General features: G+C 39.9%; 15 protein-coding genes. 2 read left to right on the top strand and 13 right to left on the bottom strand.

The genetic code is table 11. The features are described from left to right. Positions 1-5 precede the first annotated feature (5 nt). Both msrB and mutS read right to left on the bottom strand, forming a co-directional pair. The gene (gene msrB / locus HY063_05505) at positions 6-473 is read right to left on the bottom strand and encodes a peptide-methionine (R)-S-oxide reductase MsrB (protein ID MBI3501233.1); all 468 of its coding nucleotides are present in this window, start codon (positions 471-473) and stop codon (positions 6-8) included. A gap of 116 nt (positions 474-589) precedes the next feature. Continuing rightward, positions 590-3,160 carry a DNA mismatch repair protein MutS gene (mutS, locus tag HY063_05500; GenBank protein MBI3501232.1) on the bottom strand — a complete coding sequence of 857 codons (2,571 nt, stop codon included), beginning with the start codon at positions 3,158-3,160 and terminating at the stop codon, positions 590-592. Positions 3,161-3,387: 227 nt separating this feature from the next. Between mutS and HY063_05495 the strand changes: the two genes are divergently transcribed. Next, on the top strand, positions 3,388-3,960 hold the full coding sequence (locus HY063_05495) for an RNA methyltransferase (GenBank protein MBI3501231.1): 573 nt from the start codon (positions 3,388-3,390) through the stop codon (positions 3,958-3,960). On the opposite strand, the gene HY063_05490 is transcribed toward HY063_05495, so the two are convergent. The 5 genes from HY063_05490 to folK all read right to left on the bottom strand — a co-directional run bounded on the left by HY063_05490 (position 3,951) and on the right by folK (position 8,858). Further along, positions 3,951-4,727 (bottom strand): hypothetical protein, encoded by a 777-nt coding sequence (locus HY063_05490; protein ID MBI3501230.1) that lies wholly within the window; start codon positions 4,725-4,727, stop codon positions 3,951-3,953. The genes HY063_05495 and HY063_05490 overlap by 10 nt on opposite strands. 174 nt (positions 4,728-4,901) lie before the next feature. Further along, positions 4,902-5,816 (bottom strand): hypothetical protein, encoded by a 915-nt coding sequence (locus tag HY063_05485; protein MBI3501229.1) that lies wholly within the window; start codon positions 5,814-5,816, stop codon positions 4,902-4,904. A gap of 96 nt (positions 5,817-5,912) precedes the next feature. Next, complete coding sequence (locus HY063_05480) at positions 5,913-7,658, bottom strand: hypothetical protein (GenBank protein ID MBI3501228.1); 1,746 nt, start codon at positions 7,656-7,658, stop codon at positions 5,913-5,915. 103 nt (positions 7,659-7,761) lie between these two features. Beyond that, a complete protein-coding gene (locus HY063_05475; GenBank protein MBI3501227.1) occupies positions 7,762-8,370 on the bottom strand; it encodes a deoxynucleoside kinase in 609 nt (202 codons plus the stop codon). After that, positions 8,367-8,858, bottom strand: a complete 492-nt coding sequence (gene folK, locus HY063_05470; protein ID MBI3501226.1) for a 2-amino-4-hydroxy-6-hydroxymethyldihydropteridine diphosphokinase — start codon at positions 8,856-8,858, stop codon at positions 8,367-8,369. Before folK ends, HY063_05475 begins: the two co-directional genes overlap by 4 nt. 154 nt (positions 8,859-9,012) lie before the next feature. Here folK and sppA point away from each other — a divergent pair, with 154 nt between their 5' ends. Further along, positions 9,013-10,854 (top strand): signal peptide peptidase SppA, encoded by a 1,842-nt coding sequence (gene sppA, locus HY063_05465; GenBank protein ID MBI3501225.1) that lies wholly within the window; start codon positions 9,013-9,015, stop codon positions 10,852-10,854. Here sppA and aroA read toward each other — a convergent pair. The 6 genes from aroA to HY063_05435 form a co-directional block, all read right to left on the bottom strand. After that, positions 10,851-12,137, bottom strand: a complete 1,287-nt coding sequence (gene aroA / locus HY063_05460) for a 3-phosphoshikimate 1-carboxyvinyltransferase (GenBank protein MBI3501224.1) — start codon at positions 12,135-12,137, stop codon at positions 10,851-10,853. The two genes, sppA and aroA, sit on opposite strands and share 4 nt — an antisense overlap. 69 nt (positions 12,138-12,206) lie before the next feature. Continuing rightward, the gene (aroB, locus tag HY063_05455) at positions 12,207-13,289 is read right to left on the bottom strand and encodes a 3-dehydroquinate synthase (GenBank protein ID MBI3501223.1); all 1,083 of its coding nucleotides are present in this window, start codon (positions 13,287-13,289) and stop codon (positions 12,207-12,209) included. Positions 13,290-13,301: 12 nt separating this feature from the next. Beyond that, entirely contained in the window at positions 13,302-14,405 is a 1,104-nt protein-coding gene (locus tag HY063_05450) for a bifunctional 3-deoxy-7-phosphoheptulonate synthase/chorismate mutase type II (protein MBI3501222.1), read from the bottom strand. Positions 14,406-14,570: 165 nt separating this feature from the next. Next, positions 14,571-15,413 carry a prephenate dehydrogenase gene (locus HY063_05445; protein ID MBI3501221.1) on the bottom strand — a complete coding sequence of 281 codons (843 nt, stop codon included), beginning with the start codon at positions 15,411-15,413 and terminating at the stop codon, positions 14,571-14,573. Then, a complete protein-coding gene (locus HY063_05440) occupies positions 15,410-16,603 on the bottom strand; it encodes an aminotransferase class I/II-fold pyridoxal phosphate-dependent enzyme (GenBank protein MBI3501220.1) in 1,194 nt (397 codons plus the stop codon). Before HY063_05440 ends, HY063_05445 begins: the two co-directional genes overlap by 4 nt. A 52-nt stretch (positions 16,604-16,655) precedes the next feature. Further along, positions 16,656-17,579, bottom strand: a complete 924-nt coding sequence (locus HY063_05435) for a prephenate dehydratase (GenBank protein MBI3501219.1) — start codon at positions 17,577-17,579, stop codon at positions 16,656-16,658. Position 17,580: the final 1 nt, after the last annotated feature.

Raw genomic sequence — 17,580 nt, 5'->3', positions numbered from 1 at the left:
AAGAATTATTTTTTATCGGGCAGAAAGTCCAGCACAATGGAGTTCATGCAATACCTGTTATGGGTTGGCGGAGGACCATCATCAAAAATATGCCCGAGATGCGAGTTGCATCTTCCGCATAAAACTTCCGTGCGTTCCATTCCGAAGGAAGAATCTTTTTTATACACCGTGCTGTTCTTGCGGATGGATTCAAAAAAACTGGGCCAGCCGCATCCGCTCGCAAACTTTGAATCGGAACGGAAGAGCGGGTTGCCGCATACTGCGCAATAGTAAGTGCCGATGCCTTCGTAGTTCCAGTATTTTCCTGTGAAGGCGCGTTCGGTATTTGCTTCGCGCGCCACCGCATACACATCGGGCGAAAGAATTTTTTTCCATTCGGCATTTGAAACATTTAAGGGAGTTGTATCGGAATGCGAGTAGTATGGATTATTTGCATGCTGCGGGTCAGCCGGTTTTTTTTCTTCGTTGCTCATGTTTTTATCAGAGTTAGTTTGACAACTTACATTTAAAAAAATTGAAGTGAACAGAAACAAAAAAAATATTATTGTTTTCTTTTCGCAGGTTCGTACAATTTCGCTTTTCGAAGATTTCATTTTCCTCCTATTAATTTTTTTATTTCATTCAGTTTCATCAGTGCTTCCACCGGAGTTAGCGTATTAATATCGGTTTTCAGAATTTCATCTTTGATTTGTTCCAGCACCGGGTCGTTCAGTTGAAAAAAAGAAAGTTGAAAATCGTTTGTGGTTTGTTGTTTGTCGTTTGTAGTTTTCACTTCTGACTTCTCACTTCTGACTTCTAACTTTTCTAAAATCTCATTTGCTCTCTCCACTACTCGCTTCGGCACGCCCGCCATTTTCGCTACGTGAATTCCAAAACTATGCTCGGTTCCTCCGGGAATTAATTTTCGGAGAAATAAAACTTTGTTTCCAACTTCTTTCACCGCCACATGAAAGTTTTTTATGCGCGGCATTGTCTTTTCCATTTCGTTCAACTCGTGGTAATGCGTGGCGAATAAAACTTTGGGATGGGTTGGATGATGATGTAAAAATTCTGCAATCGCCCATGCAATTGAAATTCCATCATACGTGCTCGTGCCTCTTCCGATTTCATCAAGCAGAATCAAACTGCGTTCGGAAAGATTATTCAGAATGCTTGCCGTTTCATTCATCTCCACCATGAAGGTGGATTCACCGAGCGAAAGATTATCCGAAGCGCCCACGCGCGTAAAAATTTTATCCACGATTCCGATGTCAGCATGTTGTGCCGGAACAAAACTTCCCATCTGCGCAAGAATTACGATAAGCGCGGTTTGCCGAAGCAAAGCAGATTTGCCGGACATATTCGGACCGGTGATAATAATTATTTGCTGATGTTCGTTATCGAGATAAATATCGTTGGCAATGTATTCTTCACCCACCGGCAATTGCGTTTCAATCACCGGATGTCTTCCCGCTTTTATATCAATGATTTTTGAATCGTTGCTATGCGGGCGCGTGTAATTATTTTTCTGCGCGAGTTTTGCGAAGGAAAGAAGACAATCCAATCTCGCGATGAGCGAAGCATTCAGTTGAATGGGCGGAATAAAATCAACAAGAGAAAGAACAAGGTCGTTAAACAATTGTGTTTCTAAAGCAAGGATTTTTTCTTCCGCGCCAAGAATTTTTTCTTCGTATTGTTTTAATTCCTCGGTGATATAACGTTCGCAGTTGCTCAGTGTTTGTTTGCGAATCCAATCGGAAGGAACTTTATTCTTATTCGCATTAGTAACTTCCAGATAATATCCGAATACATTATTGAATGCAACTTTTAATGAACCGATTTTCGTTCGTTCGCTTTCCCGCTGCTGAATTTCCAATAAATAATTTTTTCCGGACGACATTATTTTCCGCAGTTCATACAGTTCAGCAGAAATTCCATCGGCAATCACTTTTCCTTTTCCAACTGCATGCGGAGGATCGGGAACAAGTGAACGTTCAATTCTTTCGCTGATAGTGTGGCAAGGATTTAATTGTTCAGCGATTGATTGTAAAACTTTATTCTGCTGAATAATTTTCTTTATCTCATCCGTAGCAAAAAGAGCGCGTTTCAATTGCACGACTTCCCTCGGAGAAATTCTTCCGGTGGCAACTTTTGAAATCAATCTTTCCAAGTCACCGATGAGATGAATTTGTTTTGAAACTGCTTCTGCGAGTTCAGAATTTTTCAGAAAGAGTTCAACACTATTTAATCGCTCCTCAATCGGCTGCCTTTCTTTCAGCGGCATGCTGAGCCAGCGCTTCATCATGCGCGAGCCCATAGGCGAAATGGTGATGTCAAGAACTTCGATTAAAGTTTTTGCTCTCTCATTCGGGCTCCAGAATAATTCAAGATTGCGGATTGTAAATTTATCAAGCCAGACAAAATGTTCTTCTTCTATTCGTGAAATGGATTGAATGTGCTGAACGCGGTCGTGCTGCGTGGCGGCAAGATAATGCAGCGCAGCGCCTGCTGCGACAATTCCAAAATCAAAATTTTCTATTCCAAATCCTTTGAGCGAAGAAGTGGCAAAATGTTTCAGCAAAGTTTCATTGGAAAATTCAGAAGTGAAAACCCAATCGTCTAATCCATAGGTGTAAAATTTCTCTCCGAAAAATTCAGCAAACTGTTTCTTCTTATTTTTCTGAAAAAGAATTTCGCTCGGTTTGAAGTTCTGTAAAAGTTTTTCAATGTAATCAATCGTTCCCTGCGCCACTAAAAATTCTCCGGTGGAAACATCCAGAAAAGAAATGCCTCCGTTTTTATTATCGAAATGAACTGATGCAAGAAAATTATTCGCCTTGTGGTCGAGAATTTTATCGTTGTAAGAAACTCCGGGCGTAACGAGTTCCGTTATTCCGCGCTTCACAATTTTCTTTGCGAACTTGGGATCTTCAAGCTGATCACATATTGCAACGCGATGTCCGGCACGAACAAGTTTCGGCAAATAAGTATCGAGCGCGTGATGAGGAAATCCAGCAAGTTCCACTTCCGAAGCAGCACCGTTTCTTCTTTTCGTGAGCGTGATTCCAAGTGCGGAAGAAGTTTGAATAGCATCTTCTCCAAAAGTTTCATAAAAATCTCCAATGCGGAAAAGTAAAATTGCATCAGGATATTTTGATTTGATGCTCGCATACTGCTGCATGAGCGGAGTTTCAGAATCGCTCGCGCTTCCAACTTTTGCAGGACGATATTTGTATAGAGTAGACAAGGTACGTATAACTGATTTTTTCGAATATGCGAATATACTGATGTACGGATAACAAATCAATTTCAAATCTGCGAATAAATATTAACAATACCAGATGCTAAATCCATGTGAATGATTCTTGCTATCATTCGTAGATTCGCAGAAGATTCGTTACCCGCATCATGAAGAAACTAACCAACGCTGAACTGGGAAGAAAATCTCCGGAAGAATTTCGCTCTGCAAAAAAACTTCCGGTAATAATTGTATTGGATAATGTGCGAAGCGCGTATAATGTCGGTTCCGTTTTCCGCACGGCTGATGCATTTCCTGTGGAAGCAATTTATCTCTGCGGAATCACTTGTCATCCTCCGCATAAAGAAATTGCAAAGACAGCGCTGGGCGCAGAAGAAACAGTGAAGTGGAAATATTTTAAAACAACTACGGAAGCAATAAAGGAAATAAAAGAAATAAAATATAAAATCTATGCTGTTGAACAAGCTGAGAAAAGTATTAAACTAAGTCAGTGGTCAGTGGTCAGTAGTCAGTTGCCAACTAACAACGGGCAACTAACAACTGACAGCAAACTCGCTTTAATTTTTGGCCACGAAGTAAACGGAGTTCAGCAGGAAATAATTGATTTATGCGATGGCTGCATTGAAATTCCTCAGGAAGGAACTAAACACTCTCTGAATATTGCAGTAAGCGTGGGAGTTGTGCTCTGGGAATTTTTCAGGGAAAGAAAAAATTATTTCTGAGTTGCTTCTTCCAATGGAATTTTTTTTCCTTCCTTAAAAGCAATGATGCGCGCTGTCGGAAAAAAGCCGAGAATATCCTCTTTCATTTTTTCCGCTTCCCTGGAAGTGGCATATTCTCCTATATAATATTTATAAAGTTCATCCTCAAAATATTCTTTCGCATTTACTATTCCCTTTAACAAGGAAGAATTTTTAGGAATCTGTTCGCTGGACGATAATACTTCCACAGAAAATATTACAGAAGGTTTTTTAGGTGTATCGGCTTTTACATCTGCATTTTTTACTGTGTCCGGAAAAACTTCTGTTTTTGTTTCTTCGGTTTTTTCAAAGACCTGAACCTTGCCCTGCTTCTTCAGCAACTGATAATTGCTGTAAAGTTTTTTTACATCGTTATTTATTTTTGCAGTATAGTTATAATCGTAATCAAATTTTTTTGTGAAGGTATTGAAGAATATTTTTGCCACCGGCTCCTTCAGCAGCGAAACATCCAGCCCTTCTATTTCTTCAAACAAATCAACTGAAAATTCAAAATAATAATCTCCTTTTTCAAGCGACTTAGGCATGGCGGCATCCACCGTAATAATTTTTGTAACGTATCCGTATTTGGAAATTTTAACTGTATAAAATTTTTGCAGCGGCAATTGAAATGCCACCCACCCCGAAGCATCGGATTCAATTTTCTGCAATAAGGCGGAAGAGTTTTCAGCATACACTCGGACAAAAGATTTATCCAATGTTTTTTTTTCGAACATGACCTTTCCTTTCATGTCGAGAGAAAATTTATGCAGAGAATCTCCCCGGTGAAAACCAAATACAGCAGCAGGAAAAAAAAGCAGGAAGAACAAAAAACTATTTATAGGCAAGTGTTTCACCGGAAAATTATTCAGGGAACAAAAATAAAATAAAAAAGCCCTCTGAATTTTAATTATGAGAAAGGAAAATTATTTTCTGAACTCAATGGCTTCTCTGGCAGGAATTCTTTTCCCGTCTTTGAATACAATTATAAATGCATCTGCTTTCGGAATCTGCGGACGGATGCTGTCAAGCATTTTTTTTGCGTCTTCGTAATTGCTGAATTCTCCTATGTAATATTTGTACAGGTTGTCTGATTTATCTTTATAATCTTTTACATTTTTAAATTGCCTGAACAGTTTCCCGTTTTTTGAAGCCGGCTGCGTAACTGCCAACACCTGCACTGAAAATATAATTTTTGAAAAATGATATTTCTCTGCCGTATCAGCAACCATCATGCGGGATGTATCTGCCACCAATGTATCTGGAATACGAGGAGCGATGGGAGTTGCTGCTGTATCCGGCTGCGAAACTTTTGCCTGAATTCCTTTGCCTTCTTTTTTCAGAAGAAAATATTTGCGATACATTTCTTTTACCCGTTCATTTATTTTAGCAGTGTAGTTGTAATCGTAATCAAATTTTTTTGTAAACGTGTTAAAGAAAATTTTGGCTATGGGATGCTTGAGAACAGAAACATCCAGTTCCGGAATTTCTTCAAACAAGTCAATGGAAAATCCGAAAAAATAATTTCCTTTGCTTGTCTTGGGAACATGCGTGTCAATGGTGATAATTTTAGTTACATAACCGGGCTTGGTAAACTTCACCACAAAAAATCTTTTCAGCGGAATAGCAAATGCCACCCAGCCCTTTACATCGGATGTAATTTGTGTTACGATGGTGGAAGTGGTATCATCGTATACATACACAGTGGTGGAATCAAGATTTTGTTTTCCGAATTTAATCTGCCCTTTGAGGTCGAGGGAAAATTTTTGCGCGCTGTCCTGCGCTTGTGAGAAAACTTTTGAAAACGAAAACAGAAAAAGAAGAATAAAAATCTTTTTCAAGACATAAATTTTTTATTTACACAAAATTAGGAGAATGATAAATAAAAAAACCCTCCGTAGTGGAGGGTTTTTAACACGCTTTAGTTAACAGAACTTTTATCCTACCAGCGCTTTGAAGTCAGCGTTATCGCGGAACTTAAAAAATTCCAAATCCTCTTTCGCTTTGCTCTTGAAGGAAGCATCTTTGTTAATTGCAATCTTTAGATTGTTGATGAGCAAATCTGCTTTTCCCTGGCGTGCGCCAACAATTGCTTTCAGGTAATAGGAAAGCGCGTCTTCTTTTTCCATGCTGGCATCAAGGGTGGTGAGCGCGCCATCTCCGTTTCCGGCAAGAACTTTTGCAAGCGCGGCATTGAAAGAATTTTCTGCACCAAAGTTTCCAAGGGCATCGGTATATTTTCCATCGCGGATGTTTACGATTCCTTTGTTGTGATTCACTTCCATTCCTGAACCGGCTTTGTTATACATTTCCATAGCCGCTTTCCGGTCACCACTCCAGCGTTTCAGAATTCCCGCATTGTCCATCACTTCATTTCCCTGGTTCATTCCTTTCGCTTTATCAATGGCAGTTTGCGCATCGGAAGGTTTGTTGAGCATGATGTTACAATAGGCAACGTTGTTGGATGGCCTCCAGTCATCGGAGCCATACATGCGGTCGGCATTTTTGTAAATGTTCAGTTTTGTGTTGATGTCGGTTGAAAGAGTTGCTGCATAAAGAATTTCTTCTTTCGCCAAACTATCGGGGGTGGTGGAAGCGAGTTTAGAAATTTCTTCATCGCTCCGGCTTTGCTGTTCGCAGTTCCATGTCATCACGCTTCTGCGGAGTTTGGGAAGAATCTGTTCGCGGATTTCGTTGTAAGTGGCAGAAAGATTTTTGATTTCCTTCTCGCGCTTTTCTCCGTCAGGATACATTTCCAGAACGCGCAGCACAAGTTCTTTATCTTTTATTCCCGATGCCTGCATAGCGGTTTTGAATCCATCCCAATCTTCTGCGGTGGTTACAACGGTATAGAAAGTTTCCGCATCGGCACCGGGAAGCGTTTGTGTTTTATCTTTTTGTTTTCCTTTTGCAAGATTCATGTAATACTTTGAAGTGGATTTCGCGCGGTCTTTAGCAAGGTGGTCGTTAAGCGAAAGTTCTCCATCGGGAGAAGCATAAGCAGAAATATTTGCATTCTTGAAAACAAATCTTTTCGCCACACGTTTTTCTTCAATGAATTTTTGAGTAGCCGTCATGCTTTCGCCTTTCACTTCGGAAGAGCGGATGTCAGACATATTCACCAGAAAGAAAATCTGAGTTTGCTGAGTTACAGGATAGGTTTTCTGAAAATTATCTTTGCCGAGCAAAGGTTTTTCATCGTTCTTCACCAGAAGAGGAGTAATAATTGTTCCGTCTCCAACTTTTTTCTCAGGAAAATCTTTTTCCTTGCTTTTTTGCTTGCCTTTAATTTTCAAAACGAGGTCGCAGTTTTTCATTTCGGGCATGTAAGCAGTTCTGTCGGTGTAAGAAAAACTTCCGCCATCTTTAAACACAACAGTGGTTCCGCTTCCCTCGGTTACTTTTTCTCCTTTTACGGTTACGGGTTTCAGTGCTTTTTCTCCGCCATTCCATTTAAGAGTTGGGGTGATGGTGAGTTCAACTTTTTTTGCAAAATATTTCGGGTCATATTTTCCGCTAACATTCACCGCAACAGTATCTCCATGCATTTCAAGCGGGTTAGGTTTCACTTCATACTTTACCATTTTATCATATTTCTTCATCATGGAACCCAAGCCGGCACACGAGGCAAGACCTGCAACAGCGAGCATTGACAAAGCAATGTTTTGTAATTGGTTTTTCATATTGAATGAATTGGTTTTGGTTTCAGGGGATTGATTTTTGTAAGAATTGAGACAAAAGTAATTATTTTTTGAACAAAGCAAATTTTTTTATCAGTAGGTCTTGTTAACAACTCAATGTTCGTTCTATCCTAGAAACCAGGGTTTCAATAGGATCTTTTTCAAGCAAGTTGAAGGAGTGGCAATCTAAAATTAAAACCCGTTTTCTGTTCTTTCCTCTAATGTAAGATTCATATCCTTTTTGAATTTTATTAAGATAATTGAATGAAATTTTTTTCTCGTAAGTTCTTCCGCGCTTCTGAATATTTTTTCTGAGTTGATTTAGATTTTGGTGAAGATAAATCAAAAGATTGGGTTGTGGAATCAATGGCTGAATGATTTCAAAAAACTTTTTATAAATCAGAAAATCTTCTTTTGAAAGATTTGCTTTTGCAAAGATGAGGCATTTGTCAATGTTGTAATCGGAAATCAGGATTTGAGATTTGAGATTTGAGATTTGAGATTTCATTTGTTCAAACCTTTCCGCCAGAAACCAGAGTTCAACCGGCAACGCATGCTGTTTGGGGTTTTTATAAAACTTTTCGAGATGAGGATTTTGTTCGAACTTTTCCAAAAGTAATGAAGCGTTTAATTCCTTCGCAAGAATTTTTGCCAGCGTGGTTTTTCCTGCGCCAATGTTTCCTTCTATGGAAATAAAAAAAGGAAGTCGTTTCATTTTATGATTGGGAGGATTTTTACTTCAAGGTTGTCCTTGCATTCTCGCAAAAGAGATTTGATAGATTTTTTTAAAACAGGATGAATAAAATCTGCGGCAATTTCCGCCAGCGGAACAAGCGCAAATCTTCTTTCGTGCAAATGCGGATGTGGAACGGTGAGGTTTTTTGTTCGAATGATTTCATCATTGAAAAACAAAATATCAATATCAATAATCCGCGCCTCCCATTTTTTATTCCGCTCCCTTCCCATTTTTTTTTCAATGGAAAGAATTGCTTCCAAAAGTTTTTCAGCCGGTAAATTTGTTTCGACAGAAATTACCTGGTTCAGAAAATCATTTTGACTTTCTTTTCCCCATGCGGCTGTATTATATAAGGAAGATTCAGAAATTATCTTGCCAATATTTTTTTTAACCTGCGCTTTCGCATCAAGCAAATAATTTTCTCTTTCTCCAAGATTGCTTCCCAGCAGAAGGTATGCCTTGTTCATAAATCTTCGAAAAACTAATTGATACGAAATTACGAAACAGGTGCAGACAGTAGGGAAATTGTTCAAATCATTTGCCCGTTATTCATTGCTGACTGCCAATTGTTTTTTAATAAGTTTGCAACTCAAATAATAAATATTCATTAATCATTCATCAATGAAAAACTTCTGGGGTTCATTTCTAGGCACGCTGCTTGGCGTTTTCGTTACTTTTCTTTTTATTTTTTTGGTAATTGTAGCCGTATTTGTTAAATCGGTTTCGACTATTGCAACGCACGAAGAAAAACCGCTGCGGATAAAATCCAATTCCATTCTTCACCTGAAATTTGATTCTGAAATCCGCGAGCGCGCGCCAAAAAACCCTTTTGAAGATTTTGATTTTGGCGGCATGGATAGAATGCCTATTGGCTTGAACACCATTCTCGCCAACATTGAAAAAGCAAAAGAAGATAACAACATTAAAGGAATTTATCTCGACATTTCGTCCATTCCCGCAGGCATTGCCACGCTCGAAGAAATCCGAAATGCATTAATAGAATTCAAAGCGTCCCCGAAGGGGCAGGCAAAAAAATTTATTGTCGCATACAGCGAAGGATATTCTCAGGGCGCGTATTATCTTGCAACCGTTGCCGATAAAATTTATCTCAACCCCGAAGGAATGGTTGACTTCAAAGGATTGAGCCGGCAAATCATGTTCTTCAAAAAAATGCTGGACAAACTGGAAGTGGATGTGCAGATTTACCGTCACGGAAAATTCAAAAGCGCCACCGAGCCGTACTTCCTCGATAAAATGAGCAAAGAGAACCGCGAGCAAACGGAAACGTATCTGAAGTCAATCTGGAAGTATGTGGAAGAAGGAATTTCCAAAGAGCGGAATATTTCCGTGGAAGAACTGAACCGCTATGCAAACAACATGCTGATTACCGATGGAAAAAGCGCGCTCACTTATAAATTAGTTGACCAACTCATTTACAAAGATGAAATGCTCGACATACTAAAAAAACTTTCGGGCGCTTCTTCGCTTGACAAAGTAAATTACGTGGAGTTCAGAAAATATTCCCGCGTTCCGAAGAAGAGTGAAACTTTCAGCAGCAATAAAATTGCAGTGGTGTACGCGCAAGGCGATATTATGGGTGGAGAAGGAGAGGAAACTTCCATCGGCTCCGAGCGGCTCTCAAAAGCAATCCGCCAGGCGCGCACGGATGAAAATGTGAAAGCCATTGTGCTCCGCATAAATTCTCCGGGCGGAAGTTCACTTGCTTCCGATGTAATCTGGCGCGAAGTTGCGCTCGCCAAAAAAGCAAAACCCGTGGTGGTTTCCATGGGAGATGTTGCCGCTTCGGGCGGATATTATATTTCCTGCGCGGCCGATGCAATTGTCGCTCATCCCAATACTATCACCGGTTCCATAGGAGTTTTCGGAGTTGTGCCGAATGGAAAAGGTTTGTTTGAAAATAAATTCGGAATTACCATTGACACCGTGAACACAAACAAACATGCCGACATTATGTCTTTTTACCGTCCTGTAAAAAAAGAAGAAGGCGAAGTGATTCAGAAGTGGATTGAAAATGTTTACACCGATTTCATCACGAAAGTTGGCGAAGGAAGAAATATGACCAGCGCGCAAGTGGACAGCATTGGGCAGGGAAGAGTGTGGAGCGGCATTGACGGAAAAAGAATTGGGCTGGTGGATGAATTTGGCGGAATGAAAGATGCCATTGCGCTTGCCGCGAAGAAAGCCAACCTGAAAAAATATGAAATCATGGAACTGCCCAAACAAAAAGACCCGTTCTCAGAAATCTTCGGAAATATTTTAGACGAAGAAGAATCTTATGTACGAATCCCGAATATGCTGCGAATCTGCGAATGGTTATTTGGATTTTCCTATTCGTTTAATCCCATCAGCCATCAGCCATCAACCATTAACCATCAACTCGAAACTATTTTCAAATACCAGGGCGTGCAAATGAGATTGCCCTATGATGTGGTGATTTACTAACTCTCTTCCTTAATTTCAAAACCCATTTGCTTTAAATCATTCCAGTAATCGGGATACGATTTATTTACAATGGCGGGGTTTTCAATTTTCACTTCATCGTATACAAGCGCCAGCGGGGCAAACGCCATTGCCATGCGGTGGTCTGAGTACGTTTTAAATTCCAACTCGGAAGAAACGCCTTCGCTTTTTTTATTTTTATCCGGGAAATTAATTTCAAGTGCGGCTTCTCCGGTTTCTTTCGCCTCCACTCCTGTTTTTTTCAGTTCATTCTTCAATGCCTGAATGCGGTCGGTTTCCTTTAAGCGAAGCGTATGCAGGCCGTTCAACTGCATGGGAATTTTTAAAACCGAAGCGGTGACGGCAGCCGTTTGTGCAATGTCAGGATAATCGGAGAAATCAAATCCCAAAAGTTCAGGTATATAATTTGTTTTTGAAAGTTTGACTCCCTCTTCGGTAAATTCCGTGCTCACACCAAAAAACCGGAACAACTCTGCCACCACCGAGTCGCCCTGAATAGATTTTCTTCTCAGTCCTTTAATCGTCAGGTTGGCATCTTTTGCAATGGCAGCCATTTCATACCAGTAGGAAGCAGAACTCCAGTCGCCCTCCACGTGATAATCCCATCCCTGGTATTCCTGGTGAGGAATGGAAATAATATTTCCTTCCCATGTAAATTTTATTCCGAAGTGTTCGAGCACTTTCAGCGTCATCATAATATAGGAACGCGAAACAATTCTTCCTTTGAGATGAATGTTCAACCCTTTTTCCAAACTTGGCGCAATGAGCAGCAGCGCGGTGATGAACTGGCTGCTCACGCCCGCATCCATGTCAATGTTTCCGCCTTTTAATTTTTTGCCTTCAATTTTTATTGGAGGGCATCCTTCTGTTCCGAGATAAGAAATTTTTGCTCCGAGTTTGACGAGCGCATCCACCAATGGTTTGATGGGGCGCTGGTTCATTCTGTCGGAGCCGGAAAGAATTCTTGTTCCCTCGCGCGATGCAAAAAATGCAGTGAGAAAACGCATGGTGGTTCCTCCGGGACCGGTGTAATAACTTACTTCTACATTTAATTTCTTCAGCGTGTTCGCGTGCTCGCCTGAAGTTTCATTTTTTAAAATCTCCGCAAGAATTTGTGTGTCGAGTGAATCGGCAAGATTGGTGGTGCGAAAACGCTGCGTGCTCAATGCCTGCACAAGAAGCACGCGGTTGCTTTCACTTTTTGAAGCGGTTAGATAAATTGTTCCCTGAAGACGTTTGTCGGGCTTGGAAACTTTATAATTCACAATGAGGATTATGAAATTCGAGTACTAAACTACAAACAATTTTTAGTTGGTGAAACAAAGGAAAGAAAACTATTCACAAAGAGAATTGAAAAACTTTATTGCTTCTTCTATCAGTTCTTCAGAACAGGAATTGTTTATTTCCGCTTTACCGATGGACGAAAGAAGAGTGAAATTAATTTCTGAATCTATCCCGATTACATCGGGATGCAAAGCCATATTCTTTTTGTCCTGTTTCATCAGCGAAATTAATTGTTTTGAAGATTGTTTAATTGCTTTCGTCTTGAAAAGAGGAATTATGAATGAAGTGATTTCATGAAGTTCTTCAGATGATAATCCTAAAACTTTTCTGGAGATGTAAGATTCGCATATCATTCCTATGGCAATGGCTTCCCCGTGAAGCAATGGCTTCTTGGTTTTGAGTGATGCTGTTTCGATGGCGTGACCCATCGTATGCCCGAAGTTTAATACTTTGCGTAATCCTTTTTCGTAAGGGTCAGCAGTAACAATTTTATTTTTGATTTCGATGGAATGTGTAATCGTTTCGGCTGTCATGCTGAGCGGAGCCGAAGCGTCTTTTAATTTCTGCCAATAATTTTTATCTGCAATCAAACCATGCTTTATCACTTCCGCGAATCCTGAAATCAATTCTCTTTTGCTTAGAGTTTTCAGAAAATCAGGATTAATGAAAACTGCTTTGGGAAATGAAAATGTTCCGATTTGATTTTTATAGCCGAGAAAATCAATTCCTGTTTTTCCGCCAACCGATGCGTCAACTTGCGAGAGAAGAGTTGTTGGAATATTTATGAAATCAATTCTTCTTTTATAAGTTGAAGCGCAGAATCCTCCTATGTCAGTAATCACTCCTCCGCCAAGATTTATCATTATAGATTTTCTGTCAGCATTTTGTTTTGATAATTCTTTCCAGATTTTTTCGCAAGTGCGGAGTGTTTTGTTTTTCTCACCACTTTTAATTTGAATGACTGCCGACTGCCGACTGCCGACTGCCGACTTGATATATTTCAGGCAATATTTCTTTGTGTTCTCATCAACTAAAACAAAAATCTGAGAATGATTTCCAAAAAACTTTTCTAATTCAGAAATTGATTCGCTTCCTATATGTATATTGTATTTTTCCGCTTGAATGATTTTCATTCTGCAAATTTACTATTTGGCTGTTGCGCTTTGATGATTTTCCATCACCGTTTTCTGGTGGTGAATGGATTCCTGATGAATGCTTTCAAAAATCTTCATAACAAAATCTTCTGTGAGTTGTTTTTCGGTTCCCTGTTTTGTTCGCTTCTCCACAATTTCATTCCATCGCACATTTTGTAAAATCGTAACTCCATTTTGTTTTTTGTATTCTCCGATAGAACGGGAAATCCCCATTCTCTCTGCAAGAAGAGAAATTAATTTTGTATCGAGTTCATCAATCCTGTCGCGAAAATCTTCTAGCGAACTAAGAAATTTTCTGTCTTCTACTGTGGAAAGTCGCACCACTAATTTCTCCATGAGTTTTCCAAGTTCATCGGGTGTTATTTGTTGTTTGGCATCACTCAACGCAGAATTCGGATTGCAATGCGTTTCAATCATCAGCCCTTCGTAATCCAAATCAATTGCCGTTTGCGAAACATTGAAAAGCAATTCGCGGTTTCCGCAAATGTGGCTCGGATCGCAAATCATCGGTATCTCCGGCATTCTTCGCTTGAGTTCAATCGGAAGTTCCCACATCGGTTTGTTCCTGTACTGAGATTTATCCGCAGAAGAAAATCCTCTGTGTATCGCACCGATTTTTGTGATGCCTGCTTTTTGAATTCGTTCAATCGCTCCCATCCATAAATCCAAATCAGCGTTCACAGGATTTTTTATCAGCACAGGAACATTCACTCCTTTCAACGCATCTGCAATTTCCTGCACGCTGAACGGATTCACCGTTGTGCGCGCGCCAATCCAGAGAAAATCAATTCCCATCCGAAGCGCTTCGTAAACGTGCTTCACATTCGCAACTTCCACTGCGGTTGGTAAACCTGTTTCTGCTTTTACTTTTTTCAGCCATTCAAGCCCGATGCTGCCGATTCCTTCGAACTGTCCCGGTCGTGTTCTCGGTTTCCAGATTCCCGCGCGGAAAATATTTACTTTCCCCAGCGCAGCAATTTGTCTCGCTGTGGTGAGAACTTGTTCTTCGGTTTCTGCGCTGCAAGGTCCTGCAATCACTAATGGATTTGCGAGCGTGAGCCCGAGGACGTTTCTGATTTTACTTGTTGCTTCCATTTTTTATAGTGTTATATGATTCTAATATATTTTAAAGCGTAATGCCAATATACAAATGCGTACTAATGATACCAATCATACAAATAACCGCCATACTAATATTTGTATTTATTCGTATCATTAGTTTCATTGGTATCAATTCGCATATTAGCATTATACTGAAATTTATTTTTTATCCAATACTTTTCTTATAACATTTGCCTTCTCCATTATTTCGTGCGTGGCTTTTGTATTTTTTTTGTCTATATGATTTTTGAATTTTTCCAGATGTTTGATATATGTGCCGAGCGCTTTGGAAACATATTTTGAATTCTGCTCGAAGATGGGAGCCCACATATCGGGAGAACTTTTTGCGAGACGAACGGTTGATGCAAATCCAGAACCGGCAAGATTAAAAATCGTGGAAGCGTTTTTTTCCATCTCCAGAACGGTTGTCGCAAGCGCGAAAGAAGAAATATGCGAAATGTGCGAAACGTACGCAACGTGCATATCGTGTTCTTCGGGCTTCATGAAAAGTAATTTCATATTCAGCGTTTCGTAAAGTTCCGAAACTCTTTCCACCACCCACAGCGCGCTGTCATCGGCACAGAGAATGCAAACTTTATTATCAAAAAGATTTTTTATTGCGGCTGTTGGTCCCGAATATTCTGTTCCTGCGATGGGATGTGTTGCAACAAATTGCCCTCTCTTCGGATGTTTTTTAATTGCTTTACATATTTCCTGTTTCGTGGAGCCGACATCCATCACAACCGTATTTTCTCCTATGTGATTTAGAATATGCGGAAGAAGGTTCGCAGTTTCAGTTACGGGAATAGAAAGAATAACAACATCCGATTGCAAAGATTCATTAAGTGATTTTATTTCACCTGCAATTCCAAGCTTCAATGCTTGCTTGCAATGCTCAGCGTTGTTGTCAACTCCAATCACGTGCGTGCAAAAACCTCTCGTTTTCAAATCGAGCGCCATTGAACCGCCTATGAGTCCGAGACCGATTACAGTTATTTTCATACAGCCAATCGTTTGGATTGTTTCTGAAATTCTTTTACTCGCTTTATTGCTTCTTCAATTGTTTTCACTTCAGTGCAAAGAGAAACGCGCACATAACCTTCTCCATTCTTTCCGAAAATAAATCCCGGTGTGATGAAAACATTTGCTTCCTGCAGAATCTTTTCTACAAATGATTCTGAACTTTTTCCTGATTTTATTTTCGCCCACACAAACATTCCAACTTGATGAATGGAATAATCGCATTTGAGAATGTCGAGCAGTTCCCAAACTTTTTCTCTCCTGCGCTTATATTCTTCGTTGCGCTTGTTATGCCACAGCGAAGAATTGCTCAGAGCTTCAATGGATGCTTTTTGTATCGGTAAAAACATTCCTGAATCTACATTGCTTTTCACTTTCAGAATTGTATCAATGTAATTTTTCTTTCCTGCAATCCATCCCACGCGCCAGCCCGCCATGTTAAATGATTTGCTGAGTGAGTTCAGTTCAATCGCAACATCTTTCGCTCCTTCGTAACTGAGAATACTTTTCGGCTTTCCGTTGTTCAGCACCATGCTGTAAGGATTATCGTGACAGAGAAGGATTTTATTTTTCTTTGCGAAGGCAATTAACTTTTCAAAACTTTCATCGCTTGCTTCCGCGCCCGTGGGCATGTTCGGATAATTCAGCCAAAGAATTTTAAGTTTGGAGTTTGGAGTTTGGAGTTTGGAGTTTAGTTCATTAATATCCGGTTGCCAATCATTTTTTTCTTTGAGGTTGTAATAAATAATATTGGCTCCGCACATTTTTGAAACGGAAGAATAAGTCGGATAGCCGGGGTCGGGAATGAGAACTGAATCTCCTTCATCGAGAAATGAAAGCGAGATATGCGTAATGCCTTCCTTAGAACCGAGCAAAGGAAGAATTTCTGTTTCGCTGTCAAGCTTTGTATTGTAAGTTTCGCTGTAAAACTTTGCAATAGCTTTTCTTAATTCCGGAATTCCTTTGTACGATTGGTAGCCGTGGCTCTTCGGATTTTTTGCCGAGCGTATTAATTCTTCAATCGTATTTTCAGACGGCATCATATCGGGGCTTCCTATTCCGAGATTGATAATTTTTTTCCCGCCAGCTTCCATTTCTCTTATCTGCGAAAGCTTCTGCGAGAAATAATATTCCTGCACATCATTTAATCTCTTGCTGTGTTTTATTATCATGTTTGTCAATTTAATTTCCTGGTAACGAAGTTACGAATCTCAATAACGAATTTTACGAATGATTTGTGATATTCGTAACCAAATTCGTTACTTCGTTACCAGTTGCTTCATTACCATCAGTTTTATTTCCCCGCTTATACTCGCCAAGAATTTTAAATTCATTCAGCGAAGGCATAATTTCTTCGAGCGCTTTTTTGTAGTTGGAATAATTTTCAAATTCCATATCCACGTGAATGTAGTATTCCCATTCTTTACCAATTACCGGCAAAGATTGAATCTTTGAAAGATTAATATCATAAGCCGCAAGTTTCGTCAGCACTTTTGCAAGAGAACCTTTTTTATTTGAAACGTTGAAGCAAGCGGTTGCTTTGTCAGCCCTCACCCCATCCCTCTCCCATTGGGAGAGGGAGCCAGGGAGAGGGCAAGTGATTACTAAGAAGCGCGTGAAATTCTTTTTATGCGTTTCAATTCCTTCGGAAAGAATTTGCAGGTTGTACATTTTGGCAACGTGAATGCCGGCAATGGCTCCCATTGCTTTTAACTTATTTTCAAAAATCCATTTTGCGCGGGAGGCGGTGTCATCGGCTTCTATGAGTTTAATGTGCTGATGCTTCTCAAAAAAATTCTGGCACTGCATTATTGCCATCGGGTGGGAATGAACTTCTTTTATGTCTTCAATGGTTTGCCCCTTCAGCGCCAAAAGATTTTGCTGAATGTGCAGATAAACTTCTCCAATAATTTTTACGCCCGATTCTCTCAGCATTGCATAGTTAGGCAGAATGGTTCCGGCAACGGTGTTTTCAATTGCAGTAATTCCGAAAGCGGCTTCTCCGTTTATTACACTGTCAAATACATTTTTGAAAGTAACGCACTCCATTATTTGAATGTTATCGCCAAAATGTTTTATGCCTGCAAGTTCGTGGAACGAACCGCGGGCTCCTTGTATTGCAACTTTTATTTTCTTTTCTTTATTCATC

It is taken from the genome of Bacteroidota bacterium (assembly GCA_016195025.1).
In the GTDB taxonomy this organism is placed as follows: domain Bacteria; phylum Bacteroidota; class Bacteroidia; order Palsa-948; family Palsa-948; genus Palsa-948.
Note: the sequence above shows the minus strand (reverse complement) of the source record. Positions and strands in the feature narration are given on the sequence as shown.

Coding starts and splice junctions, on each gene's coding strand:
- folK (MBI3501226.1), bottom strand. CDS start 8,858: ATGAACAAGGCATACCTTCTGCTGGGAAGCAATCTTGGAGAAAGAGAA.
- HY063_05475 (MBI3501227.1), bottom strand. CDS start 8,370: ATGAAACGACTTCCTTTTTTTATTTCCATAGAAGGAAACATTGGCGCA.
- HY063_05450 (MBI3501222.1), bottom strand. CDS start 14,405: ATGGAAGCAACAAGTAAAATCAGAAACGTCCTCGGGCTCACGCTCGCA.
- HY063_05440 (MBI3501220.1), bottom strand. CDS start 16,603: ATGATAATAAAACACAGCAAGAGATTAAATGATGTGCAGGAATATTAT.
- HY063_05490 (MBI3501230.1), bottom strand. CDS start 4,727: ATGAAAGGAAAGGTCATGTTCGAAAAAAAAACATTGGATAAATCTTTT.
- HY063_05495 (MBI3501231.1), top strand. CDS start 3,388: ATGAAGAAACTAACCAACGCTGAACTGGGAAGAAAATCTCCGGAAGAA.
- sppA (MBI3501225.1), top strand. CDS start 9,013: ATGAAAAACTTCTGGGGTTCATTTCTAGGCACGCTGCTTGGCGTTTTC.
- HY063_05435 (MBI3501219.1), bottom strand. CDS start 17,579: ATGAATAAAGAAAAGAAAATAAAAGTTGCAATACAAGGAGCCCGCGGT.
- mutS (MBI3501232.1), bottom strand. CDS start 3,160: ATGCAGCAGTATGCGAGCATCAAATCAAAATATCCTGATGCAATTTTA.
- HY063_05445 (MBI3501221.1), bottom strand. CDS start 15,413: ATGAAAATAACTGTAATCGGTCTCGGACTCATAGGCGGTTCAATGGCG.
- HY063_05480 (MBI3501228.1), bottom strand. CDS start 7,658: ATGAAAAACCAATTACAAAACATTGCTTTGTCAATGCTCGCTGTTGCA.
- aroB (MBI3501223.1), bottom strand. CDS start 13,289: ATGAAAATCATTCAAGCGGAAAAATACAATATACATATAGGAAGCGAA.
- msrB (MBI3501233.1), bottom strand. CDS start 473: ATGAGCAACGAAGAAAAAAAACCGGCTGACCCGCAGCATGCAAATAAT.